At 68.6% G+C, this 23,040-nt stretch carries 28 protein-coding genes; 7 read left to right on the top strand and 21 right to left on the bottom strand.

Annotated features, from left to right (window positions below; all coding sequences use genetic code 11):
* The first annotated feature begins 8 nt into the window (after positions 1-8).
* Together EFY87_RS11065 and rarD are read left to right on the top strand one after the other, a co-directional pair.
* Positions 9-1,070, top strand: a complete 1,062-nt coding sequence (locus EFY87_RS11065; protein ID WP_181445477.1) for a 2-oxoacid:ferredoxin oxidoreductase subunit beta — start codon at positions 9-11, stop codon at positions 1,068-1,070.
* Between the two features lie 151 nt (positions 1,071-1,221).
* Positions 1,222-2,181: an EamA family transporter RarD gene (rarD, locus tag EFY87_RS11070; RefSeq protein WP_342769119.1), complete on the top strand. Its 960-nt coding sequence runs from the start codon at positions 1,222-1,224 to the stop codon at positions 2,179-2,181.
* 6 nt (positions 2,182-2,187) lie between these two features.
* On the opposite strand, the gene EFY87_RS11075 is transcribed toward rarD, so the two are convergent.
* Genes EFY87_RS11075 through EFY87_RS11085 form a run of 3 tightly spaced genes read right to left on the bottom strand, consistent with a single transcriptional unit; the run spans position 2,188 to position 3,530 of the window.
* The gene (locus EFY87_RS11075) at positions 2,188-2,586 is read right to left on the bottom strand and encodes a PIN domain-containing protein (RefSeq protein WP_158607593.1); all 399 of its coding nucleotides are present in this window, start codon (positions 2,584-2,586) and stop codon (positions 2,188-2,190) included.
* Entirely contained in the window at positions 2,583-2,864 is a 282-nt protein-coding gene (locus tag EFY87_RS11080) for a type II toxin-antitoxin system Phd/YefM family antitoxin (protein WP_123271534.1), read from the bottom strand. The genes EFY87_RS11075 and EFY87_RS11080 overlap by 4 nt, the downstream gene beginning before the upstream one ends.
* Positions 2,865-2,897: 33 nt before the next feature.
* Positions 2,898-3,530: a cysteine hydrolase family protein gene (locus tag EFY87_RS11085; protein ID WP_123271535.1), complete on the bottom strand. Its 633-nt coding sequence runs from the start codon at positions 3,528-3,530 to the stop codon at positions 2,898-2,900.
* A 112-nt stretch (positions 3,531-3,642) separates the two neighbouring features.
* Between EFY87_RS11085 and EFY87_RS11090 the strand changes: the two genes are divergently transcribed.
* The gene (locus tag EFY87_RS11090; RefSeq protein WP_245988590.1) at positions 3,643-4,218 is read left to right on the top strand and encodes an NUDIX hydrolase; all 576 of its coding nucleotides are present in this window, start codon (positions 3,643-3,645) and stop codon (positions 4,216-4,218) included.
* A gap of 7 nt (positions 4,219-4,225) precedes the next feature.
* Here EFY87_RS11090 and EFY87_RS11095 read toward each other — a convergent pair whose 3' ends face one another.
* From EFY87_RS11095 to EFY87_RS11105, 3 genes are read right to left on the bottom strand one after another with little or no spacing between them, the layout of a single operon-like run.
* Complete coding sequence (locus tag EFY87_RS11095) at positions 4,226-4,747, bottom strand: SRPBCC family protein (protein ID WP_123271585.1); 522 nt, start codon at positions 4,745-4,747, stop codon at positions 4,226-4,228.
* Positions 4,744-5,061, bottom strand: a complete 318-nt coding sequence (locus EFY87_RS11100; protein WP_123271537.1) for an ArsR/SmtB family transcription factor — start codon at positions 5,059-5,061, stop codon at positions 4,744-4,746. The genes EFY87_RS11095 and EFY87_RS11100 overlap by 4 nt, the downstream gene beginning before the upstream one ends.
* A 46-nt stretch (positions 5,062-5,107) precedes the next feature.
* Positions 5,108-5,938 carry a sigma-70 family RNA polymerase sigma factor gene (locus tag EFY87_RS11105; protein WP_123271538.1) on the bottom strand — a complete coding sequence of 277 codons (831 nt, stop codon included), beginning with the start codon at positions 5,936-5,938 and terminating at the stop codon, positions 5,108-5,110.
* Positions 5,939-6,038: 100 nt separating this feature from the next.
* Here EFY87_RS11105 and EFY87_RS11110 point away from each other — a divergent pair, with 100 nt between their 5' ends.
* Positions 6,039-6,365 (top strand): VOC family protein, encoded by a 327-nt coding sequence (locus tag EFY87_RS11110; protein ID WP_123271539.1) that lies wholly within the window; start codon positions 6,039-6,041, stop codon positions 6,363-6,365.
* Between the two features lie 4 nt (positions 6,366-6,369).
* Here EFY87_RS11110 and EFY87_RS11115 read toward each other — a convergent pair whose 3' ends face one another.
* The 9 genes from EFY87_RS11115 to EFY87_RS11155 all read right to left on the bottom strand — a co-directional run bounded on the left by EFY87_RS11115 (position 6,370) and on the right by EFY87_RS11155 (position 14,999).
* Entirely contained in the window at positions 6,370-7,380 is a 1,011-nt protein-coding gene (locus tag EFY87_RS11115; protein WP_245988592.1) for a GNAT family N-acetyltransferase, read from the bottom strand.
* Positions 7,381-7,404: 24 nt separating this feature from the next.
* Entirely contained in the window at positions 7,405-7,893 is a 489-nt protein-coding gene (locus EFY87_RS11120) for a DUF3180 domain-containing protein (RefSeq protein ID WP_158607594.1), read from the bottom strand.
* Entirely contained in the window at positions 7,890-8,783 is an 894-nt protein-coding gene (folK, locus tag EFY87_RS11125) for a 2-amino-4-hydroxy-6-hydroxymethyldihydropteridine diphosphokinase (RefSeq protein WP_123271541.1), read from the bottom strand. Before folK ends, EFY87_RS11120 begins: the two co-directional genes overlap by 4 nt.
* Positions 8,780-9,631 carry a dihydropteroate synthase gene (gene folP / locus EFY87_RS11130; protein WP_123271542.1) on the bottom strand — a complete coding sequence of 284 codons (852 nt, stop codon included), beginning with the start codon at positions 9,629-9,631 and terminating at the stop codon, positions 8,780-8,782. Before folP ends, folK begins: the two co-directional genes overlap by 4 nt.
* Entirely contained in the window at positions 9,631-10,218 is a 588-nt protein-coding gene (folE, locus tag EFY87_RS11135) for a GTP cyclohydrolase I FolE (protein WP_123271543.1), read from the bottom strand. Before folE ends, folP begins: the two co-directional genes overlap by 1 nt.
* Positions 10,196-12,229, bottom strand: coding sequence for an ATP-dependent zinc metalloprotease FtsH (ftsH, locus tag EFY87_RS11140; RefSeq protein ID WP_123271544.1), 2,034 nt, complete (start codon positions 12,227-12,229; stop codon positions 10,196-10,198). The genes folE and ftsH overlap by 23 nt, the downstream gene beginning before the upstream one ends.
* A gap of 181 nt (positions 12,230-12,410) precedes the next feature.
* A complete protein-coding gene (gene hpt / locus EFY87_RS11145) occupies positions 12,411-12,962 on the bottom strand; it encodes a hypoxanthine phosphoribosyltransferase (RefSeq protein WP_123271545.1) in 552 nt (183 codons plus the stop codon).
* A gap of 4 nt (positions 12,963-12,966) precedes the next feature.
* Positions 12,967-13,950 (bottom strand): tRNA lysidine(34) synthetase TilS, encoded by a 984-nt coding sequence (tilS, locus tag EFY87_RS11150; protein ID WP_123271546.1) that lies wholly within the window; start codon positions 13,948-13,950, stop codon positions 12,967-12,969.
* A 5-nt stretch (positions 13,951-13,955) separates the two neighbouring features.
* Positions 13,956-14,999, bottom strand: a complete 1,044-nt coding sequence (locus EFY87_RS11155) for a zinc-dependent metalloprotease (protein WP_123271547.1) — start codon at positions 14,997-14,999, stop codon at positions 13,956-13,958.
* 43 nt (positions 15,000-15,042) lie between these two features.
* Here EFY87_RS11155 and EFY87_RS11160 point away from each other — a divergent pair, with 43 nt between their 5' ends.
* On the top strand, positions 15,043-15,924 hold the full coding sequence (locus EFY87_RS11160) for a DUF1963 domain-containing protein (protein WP_158607595.1): 882 nt from the start codon (positions 15,043-15,045) through the stop codon (positions 15,922-15,924).
* Here EFY87_RS11160 and EFY87_RS11165 read toward each other — a convergent pair.
* Positions 15,921-16,754 carry a class I SAM-dependent methyltransferase gene (locus EFY87_RS11165; protein WP_158607596.1) on the bottom strand — a complete coding sequence of 278 codons (834 nt, stop codon included), beginning with the start codon at positions 16,752-16,754 and terminating at the stop codon, positions 15,921-15,923. The two genes, EFY87_RS11160 and EFY87_RS11165, sit on opposite strands and share 4 nt — an antisense overlap.
* 12 nt (positions 16,755-16,766) lie before the next feature.
* Positions 16,767-18,209: a D-alanyl-D-alanine carboxypeptidase/D-alanyl-D-alanine endopeptidase gene (gene dacB, locus EFY87_RS11170; protein ID WP_158607597.1), complete on the bottom strand. Its 1,443-nt coding sequence runs from the start codon at positions 18,207-18,209 to the stop codon at positions 16,767-16,769.
* 71 nt (positions 18,210-18,280) lie between these two features.
* Here dacB and EFY87_RS11175 point away from each other — a divergent pair, with 71 nt between their 5' ends.
* Entirely contained in the window at positions 18,281-18,805 is a 525-nt protein-coding gene (locus EFY87_RS11175) for an inorganic diphosphatase (RefSeq protein WP_123271551.1), read from the top strand.
* Positions 18,806-18,848: 43 nt separating this feature from the next.
* On the opposite strand, the gene EFY87_RS11180 is transcribed toward EFY87_RS11175, so the two are convergent.
* Entirely contained in the window at positions 18,849-20,204 is a 1,356-nt protein-coding gene (locus EFY87_RS11180; protein ID WP_123271552.1) for an MFS transporter, read from the bottom strand.
* Complete coding sequence (locus EFY87_RS11185; RefSeq protein WP_123271553.1) at positions 20,201-20,824, bottom strand: GntR family transcriptional regulator; 624 nt, start codon at positions 20,822-20,824, stop codon at positions 20,201-20,203. The genes EFY87_RS11180 and EFY87_RS11185 overlap by 4 nt, the downstream gene beginning before the upstream one ends.
* 87 nt (positions 20,825-20,911) lie before the next feature.
* Between EFY87_RS11185 and EFY87_RS11190 the strand changes: the two genes are divergently transcribed.
* On the top strand, positions 20,912-21,751 hold the full coding sequence (locus EFY87_RS11190) for an alpha/beta fold hydrolase (protein WP_123271554.1): 840 nt from the start codon (positions 20,912-20,914) through the stop codon (positions 21,749-21,751).
* Here EFY87_RS11190 and EFY87_RS11195 read toward each other — a convergent pair.
* Complete coding sequence (locus EFY87_RS11195) at positions 21,740-22,825, bottom strand: serine hydrolase domain-containing protein (RefSeq protein WP_123271555.1); 1,086 nt, start codon at positions 22,823-22,825, stop codon at positions 21,740-21,742. The two genes, EFY87_RS11190 and EFY87_RS11195, sit on opposite strands and share 12 nt — an antisense overlap.
* Positions 22,797-23,024 carry a hypothetical protein gene (locus tag EFY87_RS11200; protein ID WP_123271556.1) on the bottom strand — a complete coding sequence of 76 codons (228 nt, stop codon included), beginning with the start codon at positions 23,022-23,024 and terminating at the stop codon, positions 22,797-22,799. Before EFY87_RS11200 ends, EFY87_RS11195 begins: the two co-directional genes overlap by 29 nt.
* Positions 23,025-23,040 lie beyond the last annotated feature (16 nt).

Consider the following 23,040-nt stretch of genomic DNA (forward strand, 5'->3'; position numbering starts at 1 on the left):
ATCTGGGTATGCCGACATCCGGCATCGCCGGAGTCCCGCTGCTCGCCCACGGCGAGCAGCAGACCAAGCGCGACTTCACGTCCGACCAGGAGGTGCGGTGGTGTCCCGGGTGCGGCGACTACATCATCCTGAACGCCGTGCAGAGCTTCCTGCCGGAGCTCGGCCTGCGCCGGGAGAACATCGTCTTCATCTCCGGCATCGGCTGCTCCAGCCGTTTCCCGTACTACCTGGACACCTACGGGATGCACTCGATCCACGGGCGGGCGCCGGCGATCGCGACCGGTCTCGCGACGAGCCGGCCCGACCTGTCGGTGTGGGTCGTCACCGGCGACGGTGACGCGCTCTCGATCGGTGGCAACCACCTCATCCACGCGCTGCGGCGCAACGTGAACCTCAAGATCCTGCTCTTCAACAACAAGATCTACGGGCTCACCAAGGGGCAGTACTCCCCGACGTCGGAAGTCGGCGCCGTCACCAAGTCGACGCCGTTCGGGTCGGTCGACCAGCCGTTCAACCCGATCTCGCTCGCACTCGGCGCTGAAGCGAGTTTCGTTGCACGCACGATCGATTCGGACCGCAAGCACCTCACGGACGTGCTGCGCGCCGCTGCCCAGCACCGGGGGTCCGCGCTCGTGGAGATCTACCAGAACTGCCCGATCTTCAACGACGGCGCGTTCGACGTGCTCAAGGATGCGCAGGAGAGCGTCGCCCGGGTGCTGCGGCTGGTCGACGGTGAGCCGGTGCGAGCCGGCGAGGGCGATGACGCGCGCGTCGTCATCCGCACTGACGCCGGCGAGTTGGAGCTGGTCCCCGAACCCGGAGCCGACCCGGCACGGGTCGTCGTACACGACGCGTCCGCACCGAACCCGGCGGCCGCGTTCGCGATGTCCCGCTTCGACGGCCCCGACATGACCACCGTCCCGATGGGCATCTTCCGCAACGTCGCCCGGCCGACGTATGACGACGGTGTGCGCGCCCAGGTCGCGGCGGCCTCACCGGACGGCCCGGCCACCGACGACGAGCTGCTCGCGCTGCTGCACGGCGGCGACACCTGGTCCGTGACGGGCTGAACTGCCTCCTCGATCGAGAGGACCCCAAGCGCATCGAGAGGACCCGAAATCCGGTCCCATTTTCGGGTCCCCTCGATCGGTTTCGGGTCCTTTCGATCAGAGGGCAAGACCGGCCGACGGCGCTGCACGCCGGGCCCTAGATTGAGAGCCGATGGACGACAGCATCGCGAAGCCGCCCGCACCGACCGCACCCCCGATGCGGGGCAACGGTGCTGCATACGGGTTGCTCGCGTACTTCCTGTGGGGTGCGTTCCCGCTCTACTTCGACGCGCTGAAACCGGCCGGTGCGTGGGAGGTGCTGGCGCACCGCATCGTCTGGACCCTGGCCGTCTGCCTGGTGGCGCTCGCGGTCACGCGCAACCTCGGTTTCCTGCGGCGAATGTTCGCGAACCGGCGGCGACTGGCCATGACCACACTCGCCGGTCTGCTGATCGCGGTCAACTGGGGCGTCTACATCCAGGCGGTGGTCTCCGGGCACACGGTCGAGGCGGCACTCGGCTACTTTCTGAACCCGCTGGTCACCGTCGCTCTCGGCGTCGTGGTGCTGCGCGAGCGGCTGCGGACGCTGCAATGGGTTGCCGTCGGCGTTGGTGCGCTGGCGTGCATCTACCTGGCAGTCGACTACGGCCGGCCGCCGTGGATCTCGGTCATCCTGGCGCTGTCGTTCGCCAGCTACGGGCTGATGAAGAACCGCATCGGCGGGTCACTCACCGCCATCGAGAGCCTGACGGCCGAGAGCGCCGCCCTCACCCCGATCGCAATCATCATGCTGTTCGTCGTCGGTATGACGGGCCACGCCACCTTCACCTCACACGGTCCCGGCCACTTCGCACTGCTGCTCAGCGCCGGCATCGTCACCGCGGTGCCGCTGCTGCTCTTTGCCGCGGCGGCCAGCCGGTTGCCGCTGGTCACGATCGGCATGCTGCAGTTCATCACGCCGATCCTGCAACTGCTCTGCGGTGTCCTTCTGCTCGGTGAGCACATGCCCACAGCACGCTGGATCGGCTTCGCGATCGTGTGGATTGCGCTGGTATTGCTGACGGTCGACTCCCTGACCGCCAGCACCCGGGCACGGCGACTCGCCCGCGCCGCAGAGGGCTGCGCGATGTGAGCCCCGTCAGTGAACGTCGATGACCTCCACGATCGCATCGATTCCCTTGAAATCAGCGGGGTTCCGGGTGAGAACAGCGGCACCGGAAGCCTTGGCGGTCGCGGCGATCAACAGATCGGCGACGCGGGAGCGCGGGTTTCGTCCACGTTGTCGCACCGCCGCGGCAATAGCACCGAACCAGTGGGCAGCCTCGGCGTCATACGGAATCGGATCGTAGGTGGCGAGGATGGCGCGGTAGCGCCCTTCCCTCACCGCCAACTCGATCGTGTCAGCCACGTGCAGGCCATAGGCGAGCTCCCCCATCGTGATGGCAGCAACGCCGACCAACCGGGCGTATCGCGACACGTCCACCGGAGGGTCTATCACGACCGAGGTATCGAGCACCCCCAATGCGACAGGTGTCACCCGCGCTCCCACGGGTCCGTGACGGTCTGGTCGAACTGCTGGTCCAATTCGCGCACATCGGCCAGCCACGCCATGGATGCCTGATCGCCAAGCGGCGACCACACCGGCAGCTGGTCCGCCGGCCGGAAGCGCGGTGGGGTCACCCTCGGGACATGCGGCACGAGGTCGATCGCCGGCACCCCGTCGGTCGCCACGGTAATGCGCTCCCCGGCACGAACCCGCTTGATGATCTGGGCGTAGTTGTTGCGCAGTTCTCGCGCCGGAATCGTCGTGGCCATATATCGATCGTAGCCTGCTTCGCTACGAAGTGACTACGAGCCGGCGGACTCCAGCGCTCGCACCACGTCGGCACTGGTCAGCGGGGTGGAGAACATCGGGTAGTCGTAGGTGATGGCGTTCTCGTGCTCGGCGGCCGACGTCGCGGCGACGGCGTCGGTCAGGGTGATCACCTGGTAGCCGTTCTCATAGCCGCTGCGCATGGTCGACTCGACGCAGCAGTTGGTCAGGAAACCGCCCAGGATGATCGTCTCGATTCCCTTGCTGCGCAACATGAAATCGAGGTTTGTGCTGGCGAAGGTGTCCAGCCCGCGCTTCCCCTCGACGACGATGTCGCCCTCCTGCGGAGCGAGCTCGTCGACGATCTGCGCGCCCCAGGTGCCCTTGACGAAGGCATTGCCGTCCACGACGCCCTTGAGAATGCCGTAGGGGTGGCGACTGATCTCGCCATACCCCGGCGCGAACGTGATCGGCGCGTGCATGACGGTCACGCCGGCAGCGCGCGCGGCGTCTACGACCTGCGCGGTGTTGGCCAGTATGCCGGTGGCATCCATTACCTCCGCGACCGCACCATGCAGCACGCCGCCTTCACTGGTGAAGTCGTTCTGATACTCGATCAAAACTACCGCGGTTTTCGCAGGATCGAGGACGGGGAGCTGGTCGGACATGGGACACCTCGCTGTTGGTGGAACGGATGTCACCATCCAACCGCGAGCGCGCGGGGGACGTGCGAGATTCGGCGGCAATTGCGCGCCGAGGGGTTTCCGTTACGGTGACACCATGCCCGCGTATCACGTTGACGTCCCAGCAGATCCGGCCGCACGACCCCGCCGGATTCGGCGAGCGATGCGCGTCCTGCTGATGGACGACCAGGAGCGGCTGCTGCTTTTCCGGGACAGCGATCTAGGCCTTACGCCGGTGCCGCACTGGTGGATCACCCCGGGAGGAGGCGTCGGCTCGGGCGAGTCCGACGTCACGGCTGCGCTGCGCGAACTCCGGGAGGAAACCGGCCTCGAGGTGACGGCAGCCGAACTCGTCGGTCCGGTCGGCCGCCGTACGGTCGTGCACGGGTACAGCGATCAGGTGACCACGCAGCACGACGTCTTCTGGCTGGTCACCGTGCCGGCGTTCGACGTCAGCACCGCGGGGCACACTGTCGAGGAACAGGCGACGATGAGCGAGCATCACTGGTGGACCCGGGCGGAACTCGAGTCGGTCGACCCTGCGGAGCCCGTCTGGCCCGTCGACATCGTGCGACTGCTCGAAGTCGCCCAGTCGCCGGATCGATCGGCCTGGCCAGTGGACCTCGGTCAGTGCGAGGAGTCCACCGTGCCTGCCGCGCCTCCGGCCAGCTGAACGACCCTCAGGCGTCGGCACTCTGGTATGCCGGAATGAGCTCCTGCCACCGCGCGTGCCATTGCGGTGAAGCCTGCTGGTCCGACCAGCCGTCCGGGTGGACGAGTCCGCCGGATGCGAGGGATCGCCCGAGGTCCTCCAGGTGCACCTGCCAGCCGGCACCGTGAAAGTGCAACTCCTCCACTGGAATGCCGGTGTCCTCGATGGTCAGCCGAGTCCGTGGCCCCTCCGCGGTCAGCCACGCCTCCAATCGACCTTCCTCCGGTGTCCCCGGCTCCGAGGTCAGCACCAGGTGGTGCGGCGCCTCGCAGACGTCGATCCGCACCGGCGCACTCCAGGTGCTGGTGAACGTGGTGTGCACCGTCCCGCCTTCGCGCAGCTCACCGGAGACCTTCGCGATCCAGCGCGCCAGTCGCTCCGGGTTCGTGCAGGCGTCCCACAGGTCTTCGATGTCGGTGTCATAGACGTCCTCGACGCGGACTGCACCGTGCGTCGCGTCGAGCGGGCGAGTTGTCGCAATGGTTTTCATGGGCACCTCTTCTTCCCTCGGGCTATCTCGGTGTGCAGCGCATCGAGCCTGTTCTGCCACAGGGCGCGGTAGTCCTGCAGCCAATCGTCAACCGGCACAAGCGCTTCCGGCCGCAGACTGTAGATCCGGCGCTGGGCGTCCTGGCGGACGTCGACCAATCCCGCCTCGCGCAGCACCCGCAGATGGCGGGAGACTCCTGGCCGGGCAATGGGCAACGCGTCGGCGAGTTCGCCGGCGGTTGCCGGGTGTTCGCGCAGGATCTCCAGCACGGTGCGTCGGCTCGGATCTGCCAACGCTTGCAGCACCGCGTCCATGGCTTGAATATACCCAATAAGTTACGTACCCACAAGGGTACATAACCTATCTCTTGCAGACCGCTGCCAGCACCGCGGGATCCGCCCGGAGATCGATGCGCTGCACGATCCCGCCCTCGATGGTGAAGTCGAAGGCAACGCGATATTCGCCGCGATGCAGCCAGGCGAGCCCGGGCCGGTCCCCGACGAAGACCGGGAACGCCGTCTTCATCCCGCCGTTCACGAGGCTGACAACCTCGTCGCGTCCGACCAGCCGCTGGGTGCCGAGCGCGACTGCCGCAGCGTCCGCACCCTCGACCACGACATCCGGCGCGAGCAGACCGAGCAGGGCCTGCAGGTCACCGCCCTTGGCTGCGTACAGGAACGCGTCGACGACGGCGGCCCGCTCCGCCATACCAGCCGAACCAGGTTCGGCTAGAACGATTTTCAGCTTCCCCCGCGCCCGCGAGGCAAGCTTGCGGGCCGACACCGGAGTGACGCCAAGGATGCCTGCGATGGTCGGGAAATCAACTGCGAAGCTGTCGTGCAGCACGAACGCCACCCGTTCGGCCGGTCCGAGGCGGTCGAGCACCACCTGCAGGGCGTCACCGACACTGTCGGCGAGCAGCACTCCGTCCGCAGGATCTGGCGCCGTGTCATCTGTCTCGATGTCCTCATCCGGCACCGGCAGCTTGCTGCGCAGGCGGTCCAGGCACAGGCGTGTGGTCACCGTGGTCAGCCAGCCGGACAAGTTGTCGATGGGAGTTTCGTTGGCCGCCAACCGGATCCAGGCGTTCTGCACAACGTCCTGTGCCTCGGCGTGATCACCGAGCACGCGCTCGCCAATCCGGGTCAGGCGGGGCCGCTCCGCTTCGAACGCGGCGGTCTGGTCGTCCATCGAGACAGTTCACCACATCCGGGCGGATGCGCAGCGGTCACACTTGCGTCGGCTCGCTCGTCACCCTAGTGATACAACCGATCCGAAAGGCACATCCACCATGGGCAACTTCCAGACCATCCTCCTGCCGACCCACGACCTCGCCGCCTCACGCGCGCTCTACGTCCAGCTGCTCGGCGTGCAACCGAGCGCCGACTCCGACTACTACGTCGGCTTCGACGTGGACGGCCAGCACATCGGCCTCGTCCCGGGCAGCGAAGCGGTAGTCGCGTATCTGCACGTCGACGACCTGGAGGCGGCGATGGAGACCATCACCGAAGCAGGCGGATCCGTCGTGGACGAGCCGAAGGCGGTCGGCGGCAGCCGACGCGTCGCGGTGGTGCGCGACTCTTCGGGCGCGCAGTTCGGCCTCACCCACGACGCCTGACGCGTCACGCGAGATCGCGGTGCCAGCTCTCCGTCCGGTATGACGTGACCCACCCCATCGAGGTGTAGAGCCCGTCGGCACCGGTCGGTGAATCGGCGTCCACCTCCAGCCCGACACGATTGCTGCCGGAGTCGAGCGCGTCGCGGATCACGGTATGCAGCAACGCTTTCGCGACGCCTCGACCCCGCGAGCGACGGTGGACGCCGATGTAGTCGATGTAGCTGCCCGGCCCGCCGGACTCGTCCGGCGGGAGCACCGTGCCGACGACGGCGCCACCGGGCAGCCAGGCCCCTTCGGCCGACACCTCGGCCAGCCACCAGCGATCCCAGCGGTGTCCGGGGTCCTCGCGCAGCCGCTGGACGAACTCCGGGAAGCTCTCCCGGTAGGAGTTGTAGTGATCGGCGAACGACTCCTCGAGCACCAGGTGCACCGCCTGCAGGTCCGAGGCGACGGGCGTGCCGTCGTCGTGCAGCGCGATCCGGCGCACGCTCACCCCCTCGCGTGGACCGGGCAGTGACGCGTCCATATTCGTGACCGGCCGGCTCATCTGCAGCCAGGTGCGTGCCTTGTGGAAGCCGGCAGCCGCGAGCCAGCGCTGCTGGCGACCGTCGTCGGCATACGCCCCGGAGTCGAGCTGGGTCCGGGTCAGCCCCCGCGCCCTCATGATCGAGCGGGCGACGCCCTCTGCCCAGTCGAAGAGCGCGCCGGCGAGCCGGTCGGTGACCGACGGCAGGGCGGAGATCTCGATGACGGTGCGGCCGGCGGCACGATCATGCACGAGCGCCCAGGCGACCGCGTCGCCCTGCTCGTCCCGGATCAGCACCTGACGCCGGGTCCACGAGCCGATGCCCGCGACGTTCGACGCGACCATCGCGGGGTCGACAGAGCTGGACCCGTGGGCAGCCTCTTGGTGCGCGGCGAGCAGCGCAATGACGTCCGGAACATCCGGGGTGTCGGGCACCGTGGCCGTCATTCCGTCCGGGACGTGTGGCAGGTGCAGCAGGGGGTCGGTCACGTCTACAGTCAAGCGCACGGGCGGTCAGGCGCGCAGCGGACCACCGGGCGAGTCGTCGTCATCGTCCTGGTCCTTGGGGATGCGGCACCAGTCCTGGACGACCAGTCCGGTGACGACGGCGCCGACCGAGCCGGCGCAGAGCACCGCCGCTTGCACCATCTTGCCGGTGGCGCCCGCGGCGTCCAGCCGGCCGAGCTCGATCAGCGCGTATGCCGCGAACCAGCCCGCGAAGACCGCGCCGGCGAGCACCCACGCCTGCGCGGCCACCACTGCGCGGCGGGCCCGCTGCGGTGAGGGCGGCCGGGTCGACTGGCCGTGCAGGTAGGCGCGCACCTCCCAGCCGGCCGCGAGCACCGCGACCGAGAGCAGGATGAGCGTGACCAGGATGAACCACGACATCTTCGGCAGCGCGTGACCGTGCGCGGTCGTCCAGCGCAGCACGGCGTAGCAGACGAGCACCACCACGACTGCGACACCGGCCGCGTGCCGCCAGGTGACTCCCGACTCGCTCACAGGGGCCTCCACTGCGGGCCGACCCGTATGCCGGTGGTGTCTGCGGCGCGCAGCAACTCGGCCACCGGCACCACCAGTCGCCCGACCCGCAGTTGTGCCTGCGGATCGGCGTCCAGCCACGGTTGCAGCACGAAGGCCCGCTCGGCGGCGCGCGGGTGCGGCAGGGTCAGCTCGTCGGTGTGGAAGCGCAGGTCGTCACCCGCCGCCGGGTCACCCACCTGGATCAGGTCGAGGTCCAATGTCCTTGCACCCCAGCGAATCTCCCGGGTGCGGCCGCGACCGGCCTCGATCTCGTGCAGCCGGTCGAGTAGCGTCCACGGCGCCAGCCGGGTAGTGCCGACCGCGACCGCGTTGAGGTAGTCGGGCTGGGCGGGTCCGCCGACCGGTGCGGTCTCGAAGAGCCCGCTCACCTCCAGCAGGTCGAGTCCGCCGACGCGGCCGAGTGCGCGCATCGCCGACTCCAGGGTGCGCACCCGGTGACCCAGGTTGGCGCCGAGCGCGATGACGACGGGCCGATGCTGCTCGCGGCGCACCGACACCGACGGGCCCGCGAGGCCGAAATCGGCGAACGCCACCCCGGCCGGTGCGTCCGGCTTGTGCACGGTGACCTCCACGGCCTCCGCCGCGACACGCTGCAGCACCGACGCGGCAACCTGTTCGGCGAGGTGCTCGATCAGGTCGACCGGCGGCTGGGTCATGATCCGCTCGGCGTCCTGGGCGATCTCGGCGTAGCTGATCGTGTGACCGAGGTCGTCACTCGACCCGGCTCGGGAGACATCGCACTCGATCGTGATGTCGACGAAAAACCTTTGCGGCTCAAGCTTTTCGTGTGCCAGCACGCCGTGCGGCGTCGTGACGGCGAGCCGGGTGAGGCAGATGCGGTCGGTCACGAGTCACCCCGCAGGTGCTTCACCACGTCGCACGCCGCGAACGTCGAGCGCACCTCGTGCACCCGGATCGCCCAGACCTGCGCCTGGGCGAGCACCACCGAGACCGCGGCGGTCGCGAAGTCACGCTGCTCGGCGGCCACCGCCTGCCCCTCTCTGCTGCCCACGCGCGACAGGAATGACTTGCGGGACGCGCCGACCAGCACCGGCAGCTGCATGTCCTGCAGCGCCGACAGGTGCCGCAACAGCACCCAGTTCTGCTCGGCGGTCTTGGCGAAGCCGAGCCCCGGGTCAATCACGATCTGCTCGCGCAAGACACCGGCATCCATCGCGGCGCCGACCTGGTCGGCGAGCTCCCGGCATACCTCAGCGGTCACGTCGTCATAGACGGCGCGCGTCTGCATGTCGTGGCTGTGACCGCGCCAGTGCATCACCACGAACCCGGCCCCGGTTTGCGCGGCCGTGTCCGCCATCCGCGGGTCGGCGAGACCGCCGCTGACGTCGTTGATGATCCGCGCACCGGCCGCGACCGCCTCGCGTGCGACCTCCGAGCGCATGGTGTCGATCGAGATCCAGGCGCCGGTGCCGGCCAGCCCCTCCACGACGGGTATGACGCGGCGCAACTCTTCCTCGACGCTGGGGCGCTGCGCGCCGGGCCGGGTGGACTCGCCACCGATGTCGATGATGTCCGCGCCCTGCGCGAGCAACTCGTGCCCGTGGGCGACGGCAGCACTCGCATCGAAGAACAGCCCGCCGTCGGAGAACGAGTCGGGGGTCACGTTGACCACACCCATGACCAGCGGGCGATCGGCGGGGCGGTGCGGCAACACGGTGGATGCGGCCGCGGTCATCAGCGCCGGCTTTGCGCGTTGATCAGGCTCATCGCCTCCGCCCGGGTGGCCGCATTGGTGAGCTGCCCCCGGACGGCGGAGGTGATGGTGAGTGCACCGGGTTTGCGGACGCCACGCATCGACATACACAGATGCTCGCACTCCACGACGACGAGCACACCCCGTGCATGCAAGTGATCGACGAGCGCGTCGGCGATCTGGGTGGTCAGTCGCTCCTGGACCTGCGGGCGCTTGGCGAAGACGTCGACCAGCCGGGCGATCTTGGACAATCCGGTGACCCGGCCGTCGGGCGCCGGGATGTAGCCGACGTGTGCGACGCCGTGGAACGGCACCAGGTGGTGCTCGCAGGTGGAGTAGACCTCGATGTCGCGGACGATGACCAGCTCGGAGTGGTCAACGTCGAAGGTGCGACTAAGTGCGTCCTCGGGCGTCTGCCACATGCCGGCGAACGTCTCGGCATACGCACGCGCCACCCGGGCGGGGGTGTCACGCAGGCCTTCCCGGTCAGGGTCCTCGCCGAGGGCGAGCAGCAGCTCGCGGACTGCGGTCGCTGCTCGTTCCAGATCAACTGTCGGTCGGGTCGACATAGCCGCCGTCCGGGACCTCGATGACTGCCTCGGGCGGGTGCACGTCAGCCCGCTGGCGGGCCTCCTGCTTCCCCAGGTCTACGCCGTTGGCGAGCGCCTTGCGCTCGGCCGGGGTGAGCACCGGCGGCCGGTCGCTCACGTTGCGGCGGTCGCTGGACAGCCAGATCTTGCGTTGCGGGCGCTTGTGCACATCCTTGAAGACCTCGGCCAGCTGGTGCACGTCGAGCGTTTCCTTCTCGAGCAGCTCCAGGACCAGGTTGTCCAGGATGTCGCGGTTGTCGTTGAGGGCGTACCACGCCTCGTCGTGTGCGGCCTCGATCAGCCGGCGCACTTCTTCATCGACGACCCCGGCGAGTTCCTCGGAGTAGTCGCGCTCGTGGCCCATGTCGCGGCCGAGGAACACTTCGGAGTTGCCCGAACCGAGCTTGATCGCGCCGACTCGCTCGCTCATGCCGAACTGCGTGACCATCTTGCGGGCGAGGCCGGTGGCCTTCTCGATGTCGTTCGCGGCGCCGGTGCTCGGGTCGTGGAAGACGATCTCCTCAGCGACGCGGCCACCGAGCGCGTAGGCGAGCTGGTCGAGCAGCTCGTTGCGGGTGGTCGAATACTTGTCGTCCACCGGCAGCACCATCGTGTAGCCGAGGGCGCGGCCGCGCGGCAGGATGGTGATCTTGCTGACCGGGTCGGTGTGGTTGAGCGCCGCGGCGACGAGGGCGTGGCCGCCTTCGTGGTATGCGGTGATCTTGCGCTCCTTGGCGCTCATGACGCGGGTGCGCTTCTGCGGGCCGGCCATGACGCGGTCGATCGCCTCGTCGAGCGCACGGTTGTCGATGACCTGGGCGTTGGAGCGCGCGGTGAGCAGTGCGGCCTCGTTGAGCACGTTGGCCAGGTCGGCGCCGGAGAAGCCGGGGGTGCGACGCGCCACCTGCAGCAGGTCGATGTCGCTCGCCATCGGCTTGCCCTTGGCGTGCACCTGCAGAATGTGGTGACGTCCGGCCATGTCGGGCGCCTCGACGGCAATCTGCCGGTCGAACCGGCCGGGGCGCAGCAGCGCCGGGTCGAGGATGTCGGGACGGTTGGTCGCGGCGATCAGGATGACGTTGGTCTTGACGTCGAAGCCGTCCATCTCGACCAGCAACTGGTTGAGGGTCTGCTCGCGCTCGTCGTGACCGCCGCCGAGGCCGGCGCCGCGGTGGCGACCGACGGCGTCGATCTCGTCCACGAAGATGATCGCCGGCGCGTTGGCCTTGGCCTGCTCGAAGAGGTCGCGGACCCGGCTGGCGCCGACACCGACGAACATCTCGACGAAGTCCGAGCCGGAGATGGAGTAGAACGGCACGCCGGCCTCACCGGCGACGGCGCGCGCCAGCAGTGTCTTGCCGGTGCCGGGCGGGCCGTAGAGCAGCACACCCTTGGGGATCTTGGCGCCCACGTCGAGGAATTTCTTCGGCGACTGCAGGAACTCCTTGATCTCGTGGAGTTCCTCGACCGCTTCGTCGGCACCGGCGACGTCCGCGAAGGTGACCTTGGGCATGTCCTTGCTGGCCAGCTTCGCGCGGGACTTGCCGAACTGCATGACCCGCGAGCCGCCGCCTTGCACCTGGCTCATCAGGAACCAGAAGAGCAGCAAGAAGAGGATGAACGGCGCCATGCTGATCAGGATCGACAGCCAGACGCTCTGCTTCTGGGGGTCGTCGGTGAAGCCATGTGACGGCGGGTACTTGCTCAGCAGGTCGACCAGCTGGTCACCGCGCGGGTCGACATAGTTGGCCTCGACCTTGGTCAGATCTTTCTTATCACCGACCGTCTGCGGGGTCTTAAGGGTCAGCTTGACCGAGTCGGGAGTCAGCGTCGCCGACTCCACCACCTTGCTGGAGATGAGCTTCTCCGCCTGGGAGGTGCCGACACTCTGGTATCCGCCGACGTTTCCGACGGTGAGCCAGAGCACGCCGATCAGGACGACGAGGAGAACCCAAAGTCCAGGGCTGCGAAGAACGCGCTTGAAGTTCATGTAGCTGCGGGGCGTGCCCCGATCCTCCTGCTCACAGTTGGGCCTAGCCCGACGACAGACCAATTGACCGTACACCGCGGGAGATCAGCGATTTCCTGGGGTGTCCCGGCTGGATCAACGACCGGAGCGGCGGCGGTGTTCCATCCGGACTGTCGGCTTGGTCACGTGCGACCTGCTCGCGTCAGGAATAGACGTGTTCGGCGAGCGTGCCGATGTCGCGCAGGTTGCGGTATTGCTCGTCGTAGTCCAGGCCGTAGCCGACGACGAATTCGTTCGGGATCTCGAAGCCGACGTACTTGCAGTCGATCTCCACCTTCGCGGCGTCGGGTTTGCGCAGCAACGTGCAGATCTCCAGCGACGCCGGCTCGCGGGAGAGCAGGTTGCTGCGGATCCAGTTGAGCGTCAGCCCGGAGTCGATGATGTCCTCGACGATCAGCACGTGGCGGCCGCTGATGTCGGTATCGAGGTCTTTCAGGATGCGCACGACGCCGCTCGACTTCGTCCCCGAGCCGTATGACGACACCGCCATCCAGTCCATCGGCACCGAGCCGGGCAGCGCCCGCATCAAGTCGGCCATCACCAGGATCGCGCCCTTGAGCACGCCCACCAGCAGCACGTCCTTGTCGTGGTAGTCGCGCCAGATCTCGGCGCCGAGCTCGTCGAGCCGCGCGTGGATCTGTTCCTCGGTAAACAGGACGTGGTCCAGGTCATTGCCCATATGGCTGGAATCCATGGGGCTATTCAACCCGACGCGGTTCGGCCACGACCAGTCCGCCACCCCTGCGGACCTGCAACCCGCCGGGAACGTGGACCGGTCGCTGCCCATGCCACCCGGTGATCAGGGCATCCACGGCGTCGATGTGCACCTTGCTCAGGGCAGCCGCCGGCACGCCGGCATGGCGGAGCAGCTCGCGCCATACCCGCGTCCGGATGGGGGTGGCGAGGGCGGCGAGTTCGGAGACCGGCCAGGGGGATTCGCCGAGTGCGTCGGCGAGGCGCAGCGCCCACTCGTCCAGGAAGTCCAGGTCATCGCGGACCAGCTCTGCCGTGCGGGCCAGGCCGGCGACGACACCCGGTCCTACGTCCGTCTCCAGGTCGGCGAGCGCCCGGCGCATCCGGACGCGCAGGTAGCGCGGGTCGTCGTTGTGCGGGTCGTGCCAGGGCTCGACGCCGAGCGCAGCGCACGCCGCGTGCGTTTCCGCGCGCGTCACGTCCAGCAGCGGCCGCACCCAGCGGACGCCCGACGCGTCGGTGACCGCCGCCATACCGGTCACTGCGCGCGGCCCGGATCCCCGCGTCAAGGCGAGTAGCACGGTCTCGGCCTGATCGTCCCGGGTGTGCCCAAGGAGCACGACCGCGGCACCGTATGCCGAGGCGCTCTCCCGCAACGCCGCATAGCGGGCGTCGCGGGCAGCTGCTTCGGGACCACCGGCGCCCGACACGTCCACCGCACGGACCTCTGCGCGGCCGATGCCGAGCGCCCGGCACTGCGCCGCGGCCCGCTGCGCGATCGCTGCCGAACCCTCTTGCAACCGGTGGTCGACCACCACCGCGACCGTTGCGAGGCCGAGCTTCGGTGCCTCGAAGGCGACCGCGGCCGCGAGCGCCAGCGAGTCTGCGCCGCCTGAACAAGCAACGAGCACAGTGCTTTCCGGGAGGTCGGACAGGCAGGTGCGCACATGCCTGCGGCATGCTGCGACGGCGGGATGTGGCCCCGTCATGGTGCCTATCCGTGCACGCGGGCGACCCAGGACGCCGGCGCGTAGATCTCATCCGCAGTCGGCAGGTTGTCCGGGTCGGCCCAGACCGCGTTGAACCCGTCGACGCCGACGCGCTCCTGCACGGCGCGGCAGAACGCGGCGCCGTCGCGGTATTGGCGCATCTTGGCCTCCAGCCCGATCAGCCGGCGCACGATGCGGTCCAGGCTGCCGGCACCCTTGCGGCGGGTGTCGAACTTGCGCCGGATCTCTTCCACGGTCGGCACGATCTGCGGCCCGACGTCGTCCATCACGACGTCGGCGTGCCCTTCGAGCAGCGACATGATCGCGGTGAGGTCGGCGAGCTCGGTGCGATGTGCCTGATCGATCACGAGGTCGGTGAGTCCGCCGCCACCTTCGCGCAGCGCTCCCGGGAGTGCCTTGGCCACCGACTGCAACCGCCGTTGCAGCTGCTCCGGATCGGGCATCAGTTCGACCGCGAGCGTGCGCACCCGCTCGATCAGGTGCTGCCGCAGCCACGGCACCGCGGTGAACTGCACCCGGTGCGTCTCCTCGTGCAGACACACCCAGAGCCGGAAGTCAGCCGGGTCGACCCCGAGCTGGCGCTCGGCCGCGACGATGTTGGGGGCAACCAGCAGCAGGCTCGGGGTGCCGGCCGGCGCCATGTCGAACTGCCCCAGCACCTTGCTGGCGACGAAACCCATGAGCGCGCCGGTCTCCGCGCCGGTGACCCGAGCGCCGACCGCCCGGGCGCGCGGCCCGGACCGGCGCTTGGCGGTGAGTGCGTCGACGACGGGGTCCAGCAGGCCCGCCATCGAGTCGACGTTGATGTCCACCCAGGTAGCGCGATCCACCACGTAGACCGGCGATTTCGCGCCGGCCGATGCGTCCAGCCGGGCAGTGTCGGCCACCGGCTGCAGGGCGCGCTGGGCGGCGTCACGCAGCTCGGCGACCACGTCCGCAGCTTCCACCGCCGACGTCTGCGGCCCGTCGGACACCCATCGACGACCCGCGCGCTTGGCCAGCGCCCAGTCGACATACGCCTCAGACATGTGTCGAGGGTATGTCAGCGCGCCATGTGGCAGTCTCGCAGATATGACTGACGCGGAAGTCGTGGAGCAGATCGCCCGGCAGCACCTGTCCCCGGATGTCGCGGATCGCTGGCTGGCGCTGTGCCGGCCCGCCATCCGGCTGGAGGAACTGAATGGAGAGACCGTCGGCGAGACTCCGGCCATCGCGACCTTCGGCGGCCTCCCCCGACTGCCTGACGACGTCGAGTGGCCGACATGGCCGGGGCAAGGCCCACTGACCTATCTCGGTGAGATCGACCTGGATGCGGTTGCCCGCTCCGGTCTGGACCCGGGCGTGCGGCTGCCCACGACGGGCCGATTGCTGGCCTTCTACTTCGACGGAAGTGTCGAGTTGTTTCGCGACGCGAATACTGGTGAGCACGTGAAGACCGTGGGGTACTTCGAGCCGGGCAGCACGCGAGCCGGGGCGCGGCTCCTGCACCTACCTGCGGACGACTGCGCAGTCAGGACGGCACCGCTACCAGACTGGGGCTACCCGGAACGTAGGTTTTTTGGTCGCCAAATCCTCAGCACGCCGGACCTCGAACAACCCGTGCTGTTCGACACGTTTGCTGAGGGAGAAGACTTGACGGCCTTCTACCAGACCCATCCGGTGAACGCAGACGCCTTCCGGGAGGCGCTCCGCGAGCGCAACCAGGCACCGTGGCATCAGCTGGGCGGCTGGGCAATGCCGGTGCAAGGTCCGGTCGAGTTCGAGGCGGTCTGGGCGGAGGGCATCGAACCTGGCGACCCACGCACCAACGACCTTGCGCGCGCGTGGCGCCCCGTGCTGCAGATCGACAGCGACGAAGATTTCCTGTGGGGCGACGTCGGCACTCTCTACTGGATGCAGCGTGAGCGCGGCGAGGGAGGGTTGGACATCGAGTTCACTTGGCAGTGCTGCTAATTGGCCGAACTCTCGACCACTCGCCGCCGGAACACCAGATGCGCGAGCTGACCCAGCGAACGGTAGGGATCCATCGCGCCGAGCCGCTCCTCGACGGCGACCAGTGCGGCGAACTCGGCCGGGTCGCTCGGCGGCGGTGCGTCGATGCTCCGCTCCTCCAGGTCGTAGGCGATGCGGATGCCGTACCACTCCTCCAGCGTGAGGCCCGCGTCCGCTGCGGCGGTCACGAGCCGGTCGAAGGAGTCCGCGCGGGCCGGGGCGCCGATCTCGTTGGTATAGCGCAGATCCGAGCCGGTCGCGCGCGCCTCGTCCCACTGCTCGAACGCGGCGAGCGCAGCCGTCCAGTCCTGGCGGCGGGCCGGGCGCCATACAGCCGACACGTCGAGGCGCACCGCCACCGCGAGTGTGCCGCCGGGCGCGACGAGAGCCGCTGCCTCGGCGAGCGCGGCGGTGCCCGAGGGCAGATACATCAGCACGCCGAGCGCGAGCACGGCGTCGAAAGTGCGGCCGGCGACGTCACCGAGGCTCCCGAAACCTGCTGAGGACACCGTGATTCGCTCGCTGACGGACTGCGGCGCGGAAGCTACGCGCTCGGTCAGCACCGCCCGCATCCGCCCGTCCGGTTCGGCCGCGACCACCTGGTGTCCCCGGTCGGCAAGTTCGAGCGTCTTGTCGCCCTGGCCTGCACCGAGGTCGAGCACGGTGCTCGGCGGATCGCTCAGATGATGCTCCAGCTGTCGCCGGACGAGCTCCTGCCGCAGGCGCACCCGCAGCGTCGCCTCGGACTGTAACCAGGCGTCGCGGGACACGGGAAAACTGCTGTCCGACAAGGGAACCAGCTCCTACTCCGAGCAGCCGCACTTCTGCAGTGCCGCCACAAAATCGTCGATCGCGGCGCGCGTGCCGTAAGGACCCCACGACAATGCCGCATTGTTGATGACCGCGAAGACGAGCACGCGGTTGTCCTTGGTGATCACCGTGCCGGCCAGCGAGGCGACACCGATCAGCGACCCGGTCTTGGCGCGGACATCTCCCGCCGCGGATGCGTTGCCGGGCAACTGGAACCGGTTGTCGAGCGTACCGTCATACCCGCCGACGCTCAGCCGGGTGAGCACTTGGGCGAACGGCTTGTTCTTGCCGTCCGTGCCGGACAGCAGGAGTTGGGCCAGCAGACGCGGCGGGATCGTCGTGCCGTCCGAAAGACCGCACGCATCAGCGAGTTTCACTCCCGCAAGGTTGAATCCGGCCTTCTTCAAGGTGCTTTCGATGAAGCCGGTGACATCTGCGGTCGACCCGCCGACACCGTGTGCGAAAGCGGCCTGGCGAGCAAGCGACTCGATCATCGCGTTGTCGCTGAGTTGCAGGGCATTGCCGAGCACGTCCAGCAGGGGCGCGGACTCGACCTGCCCCAGCTCGGTCGCGCCGGACGGCGCGGTGACCGTGCCGCCCGACGTGGCGTGGATGCCCTGCGCGGCCAGATCCTTGACGAACGCCTGCAGCGTCGATGCCACCGGGTCGGCCGGAGTAGGACGCGCCGGGTCACTCGCGCGCTGGGTCGACAGCCCGAGTTGCGCGATGCGGGCGGTGTATCCGGCGGCGACCACGGAGGGATCCCAGTGCTTGGCGGTGAGCGGTCCTGGCGCGTACGACGTGTCGACGCCCACCGAGACCGAGGTCCGTCCCGACTTCTTCAGCGACGTCGCCACCTGGGCAGCGAGGTCGGCCAGCCCGGCGTGCCCGTTGACCTGCGACGGGTCCCCCTTGCCAGGGTTGAGCGCGGTGTCACCGCCCGCGACGAGCACGATCCGGTTGTCCGCGCTGCCCGAAACCACCTTGGTGGTCAGCGGTTTCGCGAGGTTCATCGTGTTGGCGATCACCCACGCGGTGAGCAGCTTGGTGGTGGATGCCGGTGTCATCGGGGTGTTCGGATTGTGCTGGAGAAGCACCTGTCCGGTCTGGCCGTCGAGCACGATGGCGCCGAGCTTCTTGGCGAGGTCGGGATTCTTCATGGCCGCCGCCACCTGTGCCTGCACCTTCGCCGGCATCTGCGCCGGACCATCGGCAGCCTGCAGCGGCGTGGCGCTAGCGGGAACCGGCGGCGCGACCGATGGACCGACGCTGGTCCTGCCTGGCTCGGGCACCGGTTTGGTCGCCGCAGCGGAGCGGGTCAGCGGGCCGGGCACCACGTCATACACATCAAGGGCGCCGTAGCCGACGGCGAGCACGACGACGGCGGACGCACCGACGGCGATCCGCTTGCGCATACCCATGGCGACCCCTCGCACGACGGCGCACCCGTCGGTGCGCCAAACTAGGCGTAAGTCAAGCACAACGACAGCAAGCGATTGGAGAGGCAATGGAGTTCGACGTCACCATCGAGGTGCCGCAGGGCAGCCGCAACAAGTACGAGATCGATCACGAGACCGGTCGCCTTCGACTGGACCGCCGGTTGTTCACCTCGATGCAGTACCCGACCGACTACGGCTATATCGAGCACACCCTCGGTGAGGATGGCGACCCGCTGGACTCGATGCTGCTGCTCACCGAGTCCGTGGTGCCTGGCGCCGTCGTCGAAGCGCGCCCCGTCGGCGTGTTCAAGATGGTCGACGAGGCTGGCGGCGACGACAAGATCCTGGCGGTCATCGCCGGTGACCCGCGGTGGGAACACATCCAGGACGTCGGCGACGTCAACAAGTTCCTGCTCGATGAGATCCAGCACTTCTTCGAGAGCTACAAGGTGCTCGAGCCGGGCAAGGCGGTCGAGGAAGGCGCCAGCTGGGGCACCCGCGAGGAGGCCGAGCGCATCGTCGGCGAGGCGCTGCAGCGTGCCAAGGACCAGGGCGTCGACACCGCGCGCTGGGTCTCGCCCAACCAGCACTGAGTCAGCACTCTCGATGATCGGGGCAGCGGCTGCGGCGCGTTGATCAGCTACCCGCCATACCGACGCCGACACGCAGGTGCCGGTAATCCTCGTCACGTGCGACGAGCCGGCGGGTGCGGCGCCGGTATCGCAGGATCTGCACGATCCCGAACGCCCACACCAGGTATTGCACGCTGAGCGCGATCCGGAAGGCGTGCAGGTCGTAGTGCGCCGCACCACCGGGCGCGACGTGGTCGAGGATCACGCCGATGACGAAGACCGAGATCAGTGTCGCGCTGAAGCCGCCGACGTTGACGATGCCGGAGGCGGACCCGATCCGCTGGGTCGGGTTGAACGTGCGGGCAAGGTCGAAGCCGATCATCGAGCCGGGGCCGCCGATGGCGGTGACGACGACCAGCAGGATCAGGATCGGCAGCGGTGCTCGCCCCGGCCAGAGCAGCACGACGGTCCACATCGCCATGATCGCGAGCACTGTCCCGAGGACGAGGGTGGATCTGTTGTAGGGGTAGCGCGCGGTGAACGCGCCGAAGAACGGGCTGGCGGTCACCGTCGCGACCACCATGATCTCCAGCAGCAGGCTCGCCGTGCTGGACGACAGGCCCTCGGCCTTGGTGAGGAAGGGGAATCCCCACATCAGACTGAAGACGGTGGCGCTGAACTGCGAGGTGAAGTGGCACCACAGCCCGAGCCGCGTGCCGGGTTCGCGCCACGCGCTGGAGACCGCGCGGGCCACCGCGCGCAGCTTGATCTGGGTGCGCTGCTTGCTGGGGTATGGCGAGTCGCGCGCCACGAGCACCAGCACGACCCCGAGCACGACCCCGACCGACGACGCGAGCAGGTAGGACTTCGTCCAGCCGAGCCCGTGCAACGCCGCCGACAGCGGCCCGGCCGCCGCGATCGCGCCCAGCTGCCCGAAGACACCGCACAGCTGGCTCATCATCGGAGCACGCGCCGGCGGGAACCACAGCGCGACGATCCGCAGCAGCGAGACGAAGACCATGGCGTCGCCCATGCCGACGAAGACCCTTGCCAGCACTCCCCATGCGAACGTGTCGGCGAAGGCGAAGCCGAACTGTGCGAGCGTCATCGTCGTGACTCCGGCGACGAGCAGCACCTTCGAGCCAAAGCGATCCAGCAACGCGCCGACCGGCACCTGCATGGCGGCATAGACGAAGAGCTGCACCATCACGAAGGTCGCCAGTTGCGCCGAGCTGATGTGGAAGCGCTGCGCCGCCATCACGCCGGCGACGCCGAGCGAGGTGCGGTGGAAGATCGCCAGGATGTAGACCAGGAGCGCCGACACGAAGACGGCCCACGCCCGGCGACCGCCGAGCGGCCAACTGGCAGTGGGAGATTCGACGATCTTTGGCAGACCGGCCGTCTGGGTGGGCGCGTTCATCGAGTGCCCGCCAGCCCGACTGCGTAGTCGACGTGCTCGCGGCACGCGCGCACGAATTGCGATTTGGTGCCCGACTCGAGCAGGTGCAGCAGCTCCCGGTGCTGGCGCAGCGACGCGGTCATCCGGGGCTTGTCGCCGCGCAAATTTCCCGCCACGATGACGATCTGCCGGTCGCGCAGGTGGGAATACTGCCGGGAGATCACCGAGTTGCTGCCGGCGTCGACGATCACCTCGTGAAAGGCCCGGTCGGCTGCGCTGAACGCGCTGACGTCGCCGGTGCGCATCAGGTCGGCCATCTCGTCCAGGTGTGCCCTGAGCGCCGGTATGGCGTCCGCGCGGCGCGGCCACATCTGGGCCGCCGCCCACTCCTCGATGAGCGCACGCGCCTCGAAGATCTCCTGGGTCTCACGAGGTGTCGGAGCGGTGACCAGCGCGCCCTTCTTCGGGAACAGCTCGACCATTCCCTCGGCCTGCAGCCGCAGCAGTGCCTCCCGGACCGGGGTGCGGGAGACACCGATCTCCTCGGCGAGCCGGCCCTCGGTGACGAAGGTGCCCGGTGGGATGTCACCGGCGAGGATTCCGGTCTTGACGTGTTCGTACGCCTTGTCACTTGCGCTCATGTTGCATCCACCATAGATGCAACATGAGCGCACCGCGAAATGGTCTCGGCATGCGTCCAACCGTCTTCCGGGCGCTACCGTCGAGCAATGGAGAGCTACACGCGCGGCGAGCTGACTTTCGACGTCACCGACTCCGGACCGGCGAACGCGCCGGTGATCGTGCTGCTGCACGGGTTCCCGCAAGATCGTCAGGCATGGGACAAGGTCACGCCGCAACTCGTGGCGGCCGGCTTCCGGGTGCTGGCACCCGATCAGCGCGGCTACTCCCCCGGCGCGACACCGCGCGGTCGCTCGTCATACGGCTTGCGGGAGCTGGCTGCCGACGTCGTGGCGCTGATCGACGCGGCGGGCGCCGAGACAGCACACATCGTCGGACACGACTGGGGTGGCGCCGTCGCGTGGCAGCTCGCCTCGGCTCACGCCGACCGCGTCGCCTCCTGCACCGTGCTGTCGACACCGCATCCGGCCGCTCTCGTCTGGGCGATCGGACACAGCGACCAGTGGCGCAAGAGCGGCTACATGGCGTTCTTCCAGTTGCCGTGGGTGGCCGAGCGCGGCGTGTTGCGCAACCTGCCGGACCTCTACACCCGCACCGGCATGTCCGACCAGGACGCCGCGAAGTATGCCGACCGCTTCAGCACCGCGCAGTCGCTGACCGGCCCGCTCAACTGGTATCGGTCGATGTTCCTCGACCAAGCGCGCGCGCTGCGCCGCCGAAGCCCCGGACACCGTGTCGCCGTGCCGACGACGTACGTCTGGGGCACGCGCGACTTCGCGCTCGGCCGCACTGCTGCCGAGAAGTCAGCCGAATTCGTCTCCGGTGACTACGAATTCGTCGAACTTAACGGTGCCGGGCACTGGCTCCCGGAAGTGAACGCCGACGAGGTCGCTGCCGCGATCATCCGGCGCGCACGCTCAGCGCAATGACCTCGCCAGGCCGGTCGCCCACCGCGCACGCAGTGGGTTGATCGACTGGTCCGGGCGGTGCGGATGCACCGCGTTCGTCAGGAGTATGGCGGTGGCCCCTCGCCCGAGGTCGGACACCAGCGACGTGCCGGTGAAGCCGGTGTGCCCGATCGTGCGCGGGCCGCTGAGCTCACCCATGTAGCGCGGCTGGTCGATCTCGAAACCGATGCCGTGCGCGTCGTCCGGGAGGTCCGGATTGAGGTTAGTGGTCATCGCAACCACGCTGTCAGTGCTCAGGATTCGCTCGTCCCCGGCGGTGAAGACCCGCGCGAAGCGCACCAGGTCGGGGCCGGTCGAGAAGACGCCTGCATGTCCGGCGACGCCGCCCAACGACCAGGCGTTCTCGTCATGCACGGCGCCGCGGATCATCCCCCTGCCGGTGTCGTCGGAGATCTCGGTCGCCGCGAAGCGCTCCGGGTCGACGTGCCCGAGCTGGGTGACGAAACCGGTGTCCGCCATGCCGAGCGGGCCGGTGATGCCGTCGCGCACGAGCACGTCGAGCGTCTTGCCGCCGAGGGTTTCGAGGAGCACCCCGACGGTGATCAGGTTGAGGTCGCTGTAGACGAACTCACCGGCAGCGGTCGCCGGGGGGTTGGTCAGTGCCGCCCGGATCCGGCTCGCGCGGTCCGGCCAGTCACGCCACAGCGGCAGCCACCACTCCAAACCGCTGGTGTGCGTGAGCAACTGGCGGACGGTGATCAGTTCCTTGCCGCCTGCCGCGAACTCGGGCAGGTAGCTCGCGACCGTGGCGTCCAGGTCGAGCCGGCCCGCTTGCACCTGCTGCATGGCGACCGCGGCGGTGAAGAGTTTGGTCAGCGAGGCGAGGTCGAACACCGTGTCGGCGCGCATGTCCACGCGATCGTCCGGTGGCAGGAGCGCGCCCGTGGCGTCATACAACACGGCGGAGCCGGTGGCATGGACGGTGCGGACCTCGTCGCCGACGGCGAAGACACCCACGGCGCCGGGGACGATCGTCCCCACGGCGGCGTCCAGCGCCGCCGTCGCCTCAGCGACCGGCCTGCCTGCGCCGCTCACGCTCCTCGTCCTTCTTGATCAGCAGCGGCAGCTCCGGCGTCTGTCGTGGGCCGTTGCGGCGCTTGTCGAACTGCTTGCCGATCCAGACGATCAGCAGGAAGGCCAGGATCATGAAGACGCAGATGCCGAGGAAGCCGAGCCCGATGCCGATGGGGTGCCCGTCGGTCTGGTCGAGCTTTGCTGAGAGGTCGGCGATCACCCCGCCATTGTGCCCT

The organism is Flexivirga caeni (genome assembly GCF_003724155.1).
In the GTDB taxonomy this organism is placed as follows: domain Bacteria; phylum Actinomycetota; class Actinomycetes; order Actinomycetales; family Dermatophilaceae; genus Flexivirga; species Flexivirga caeni.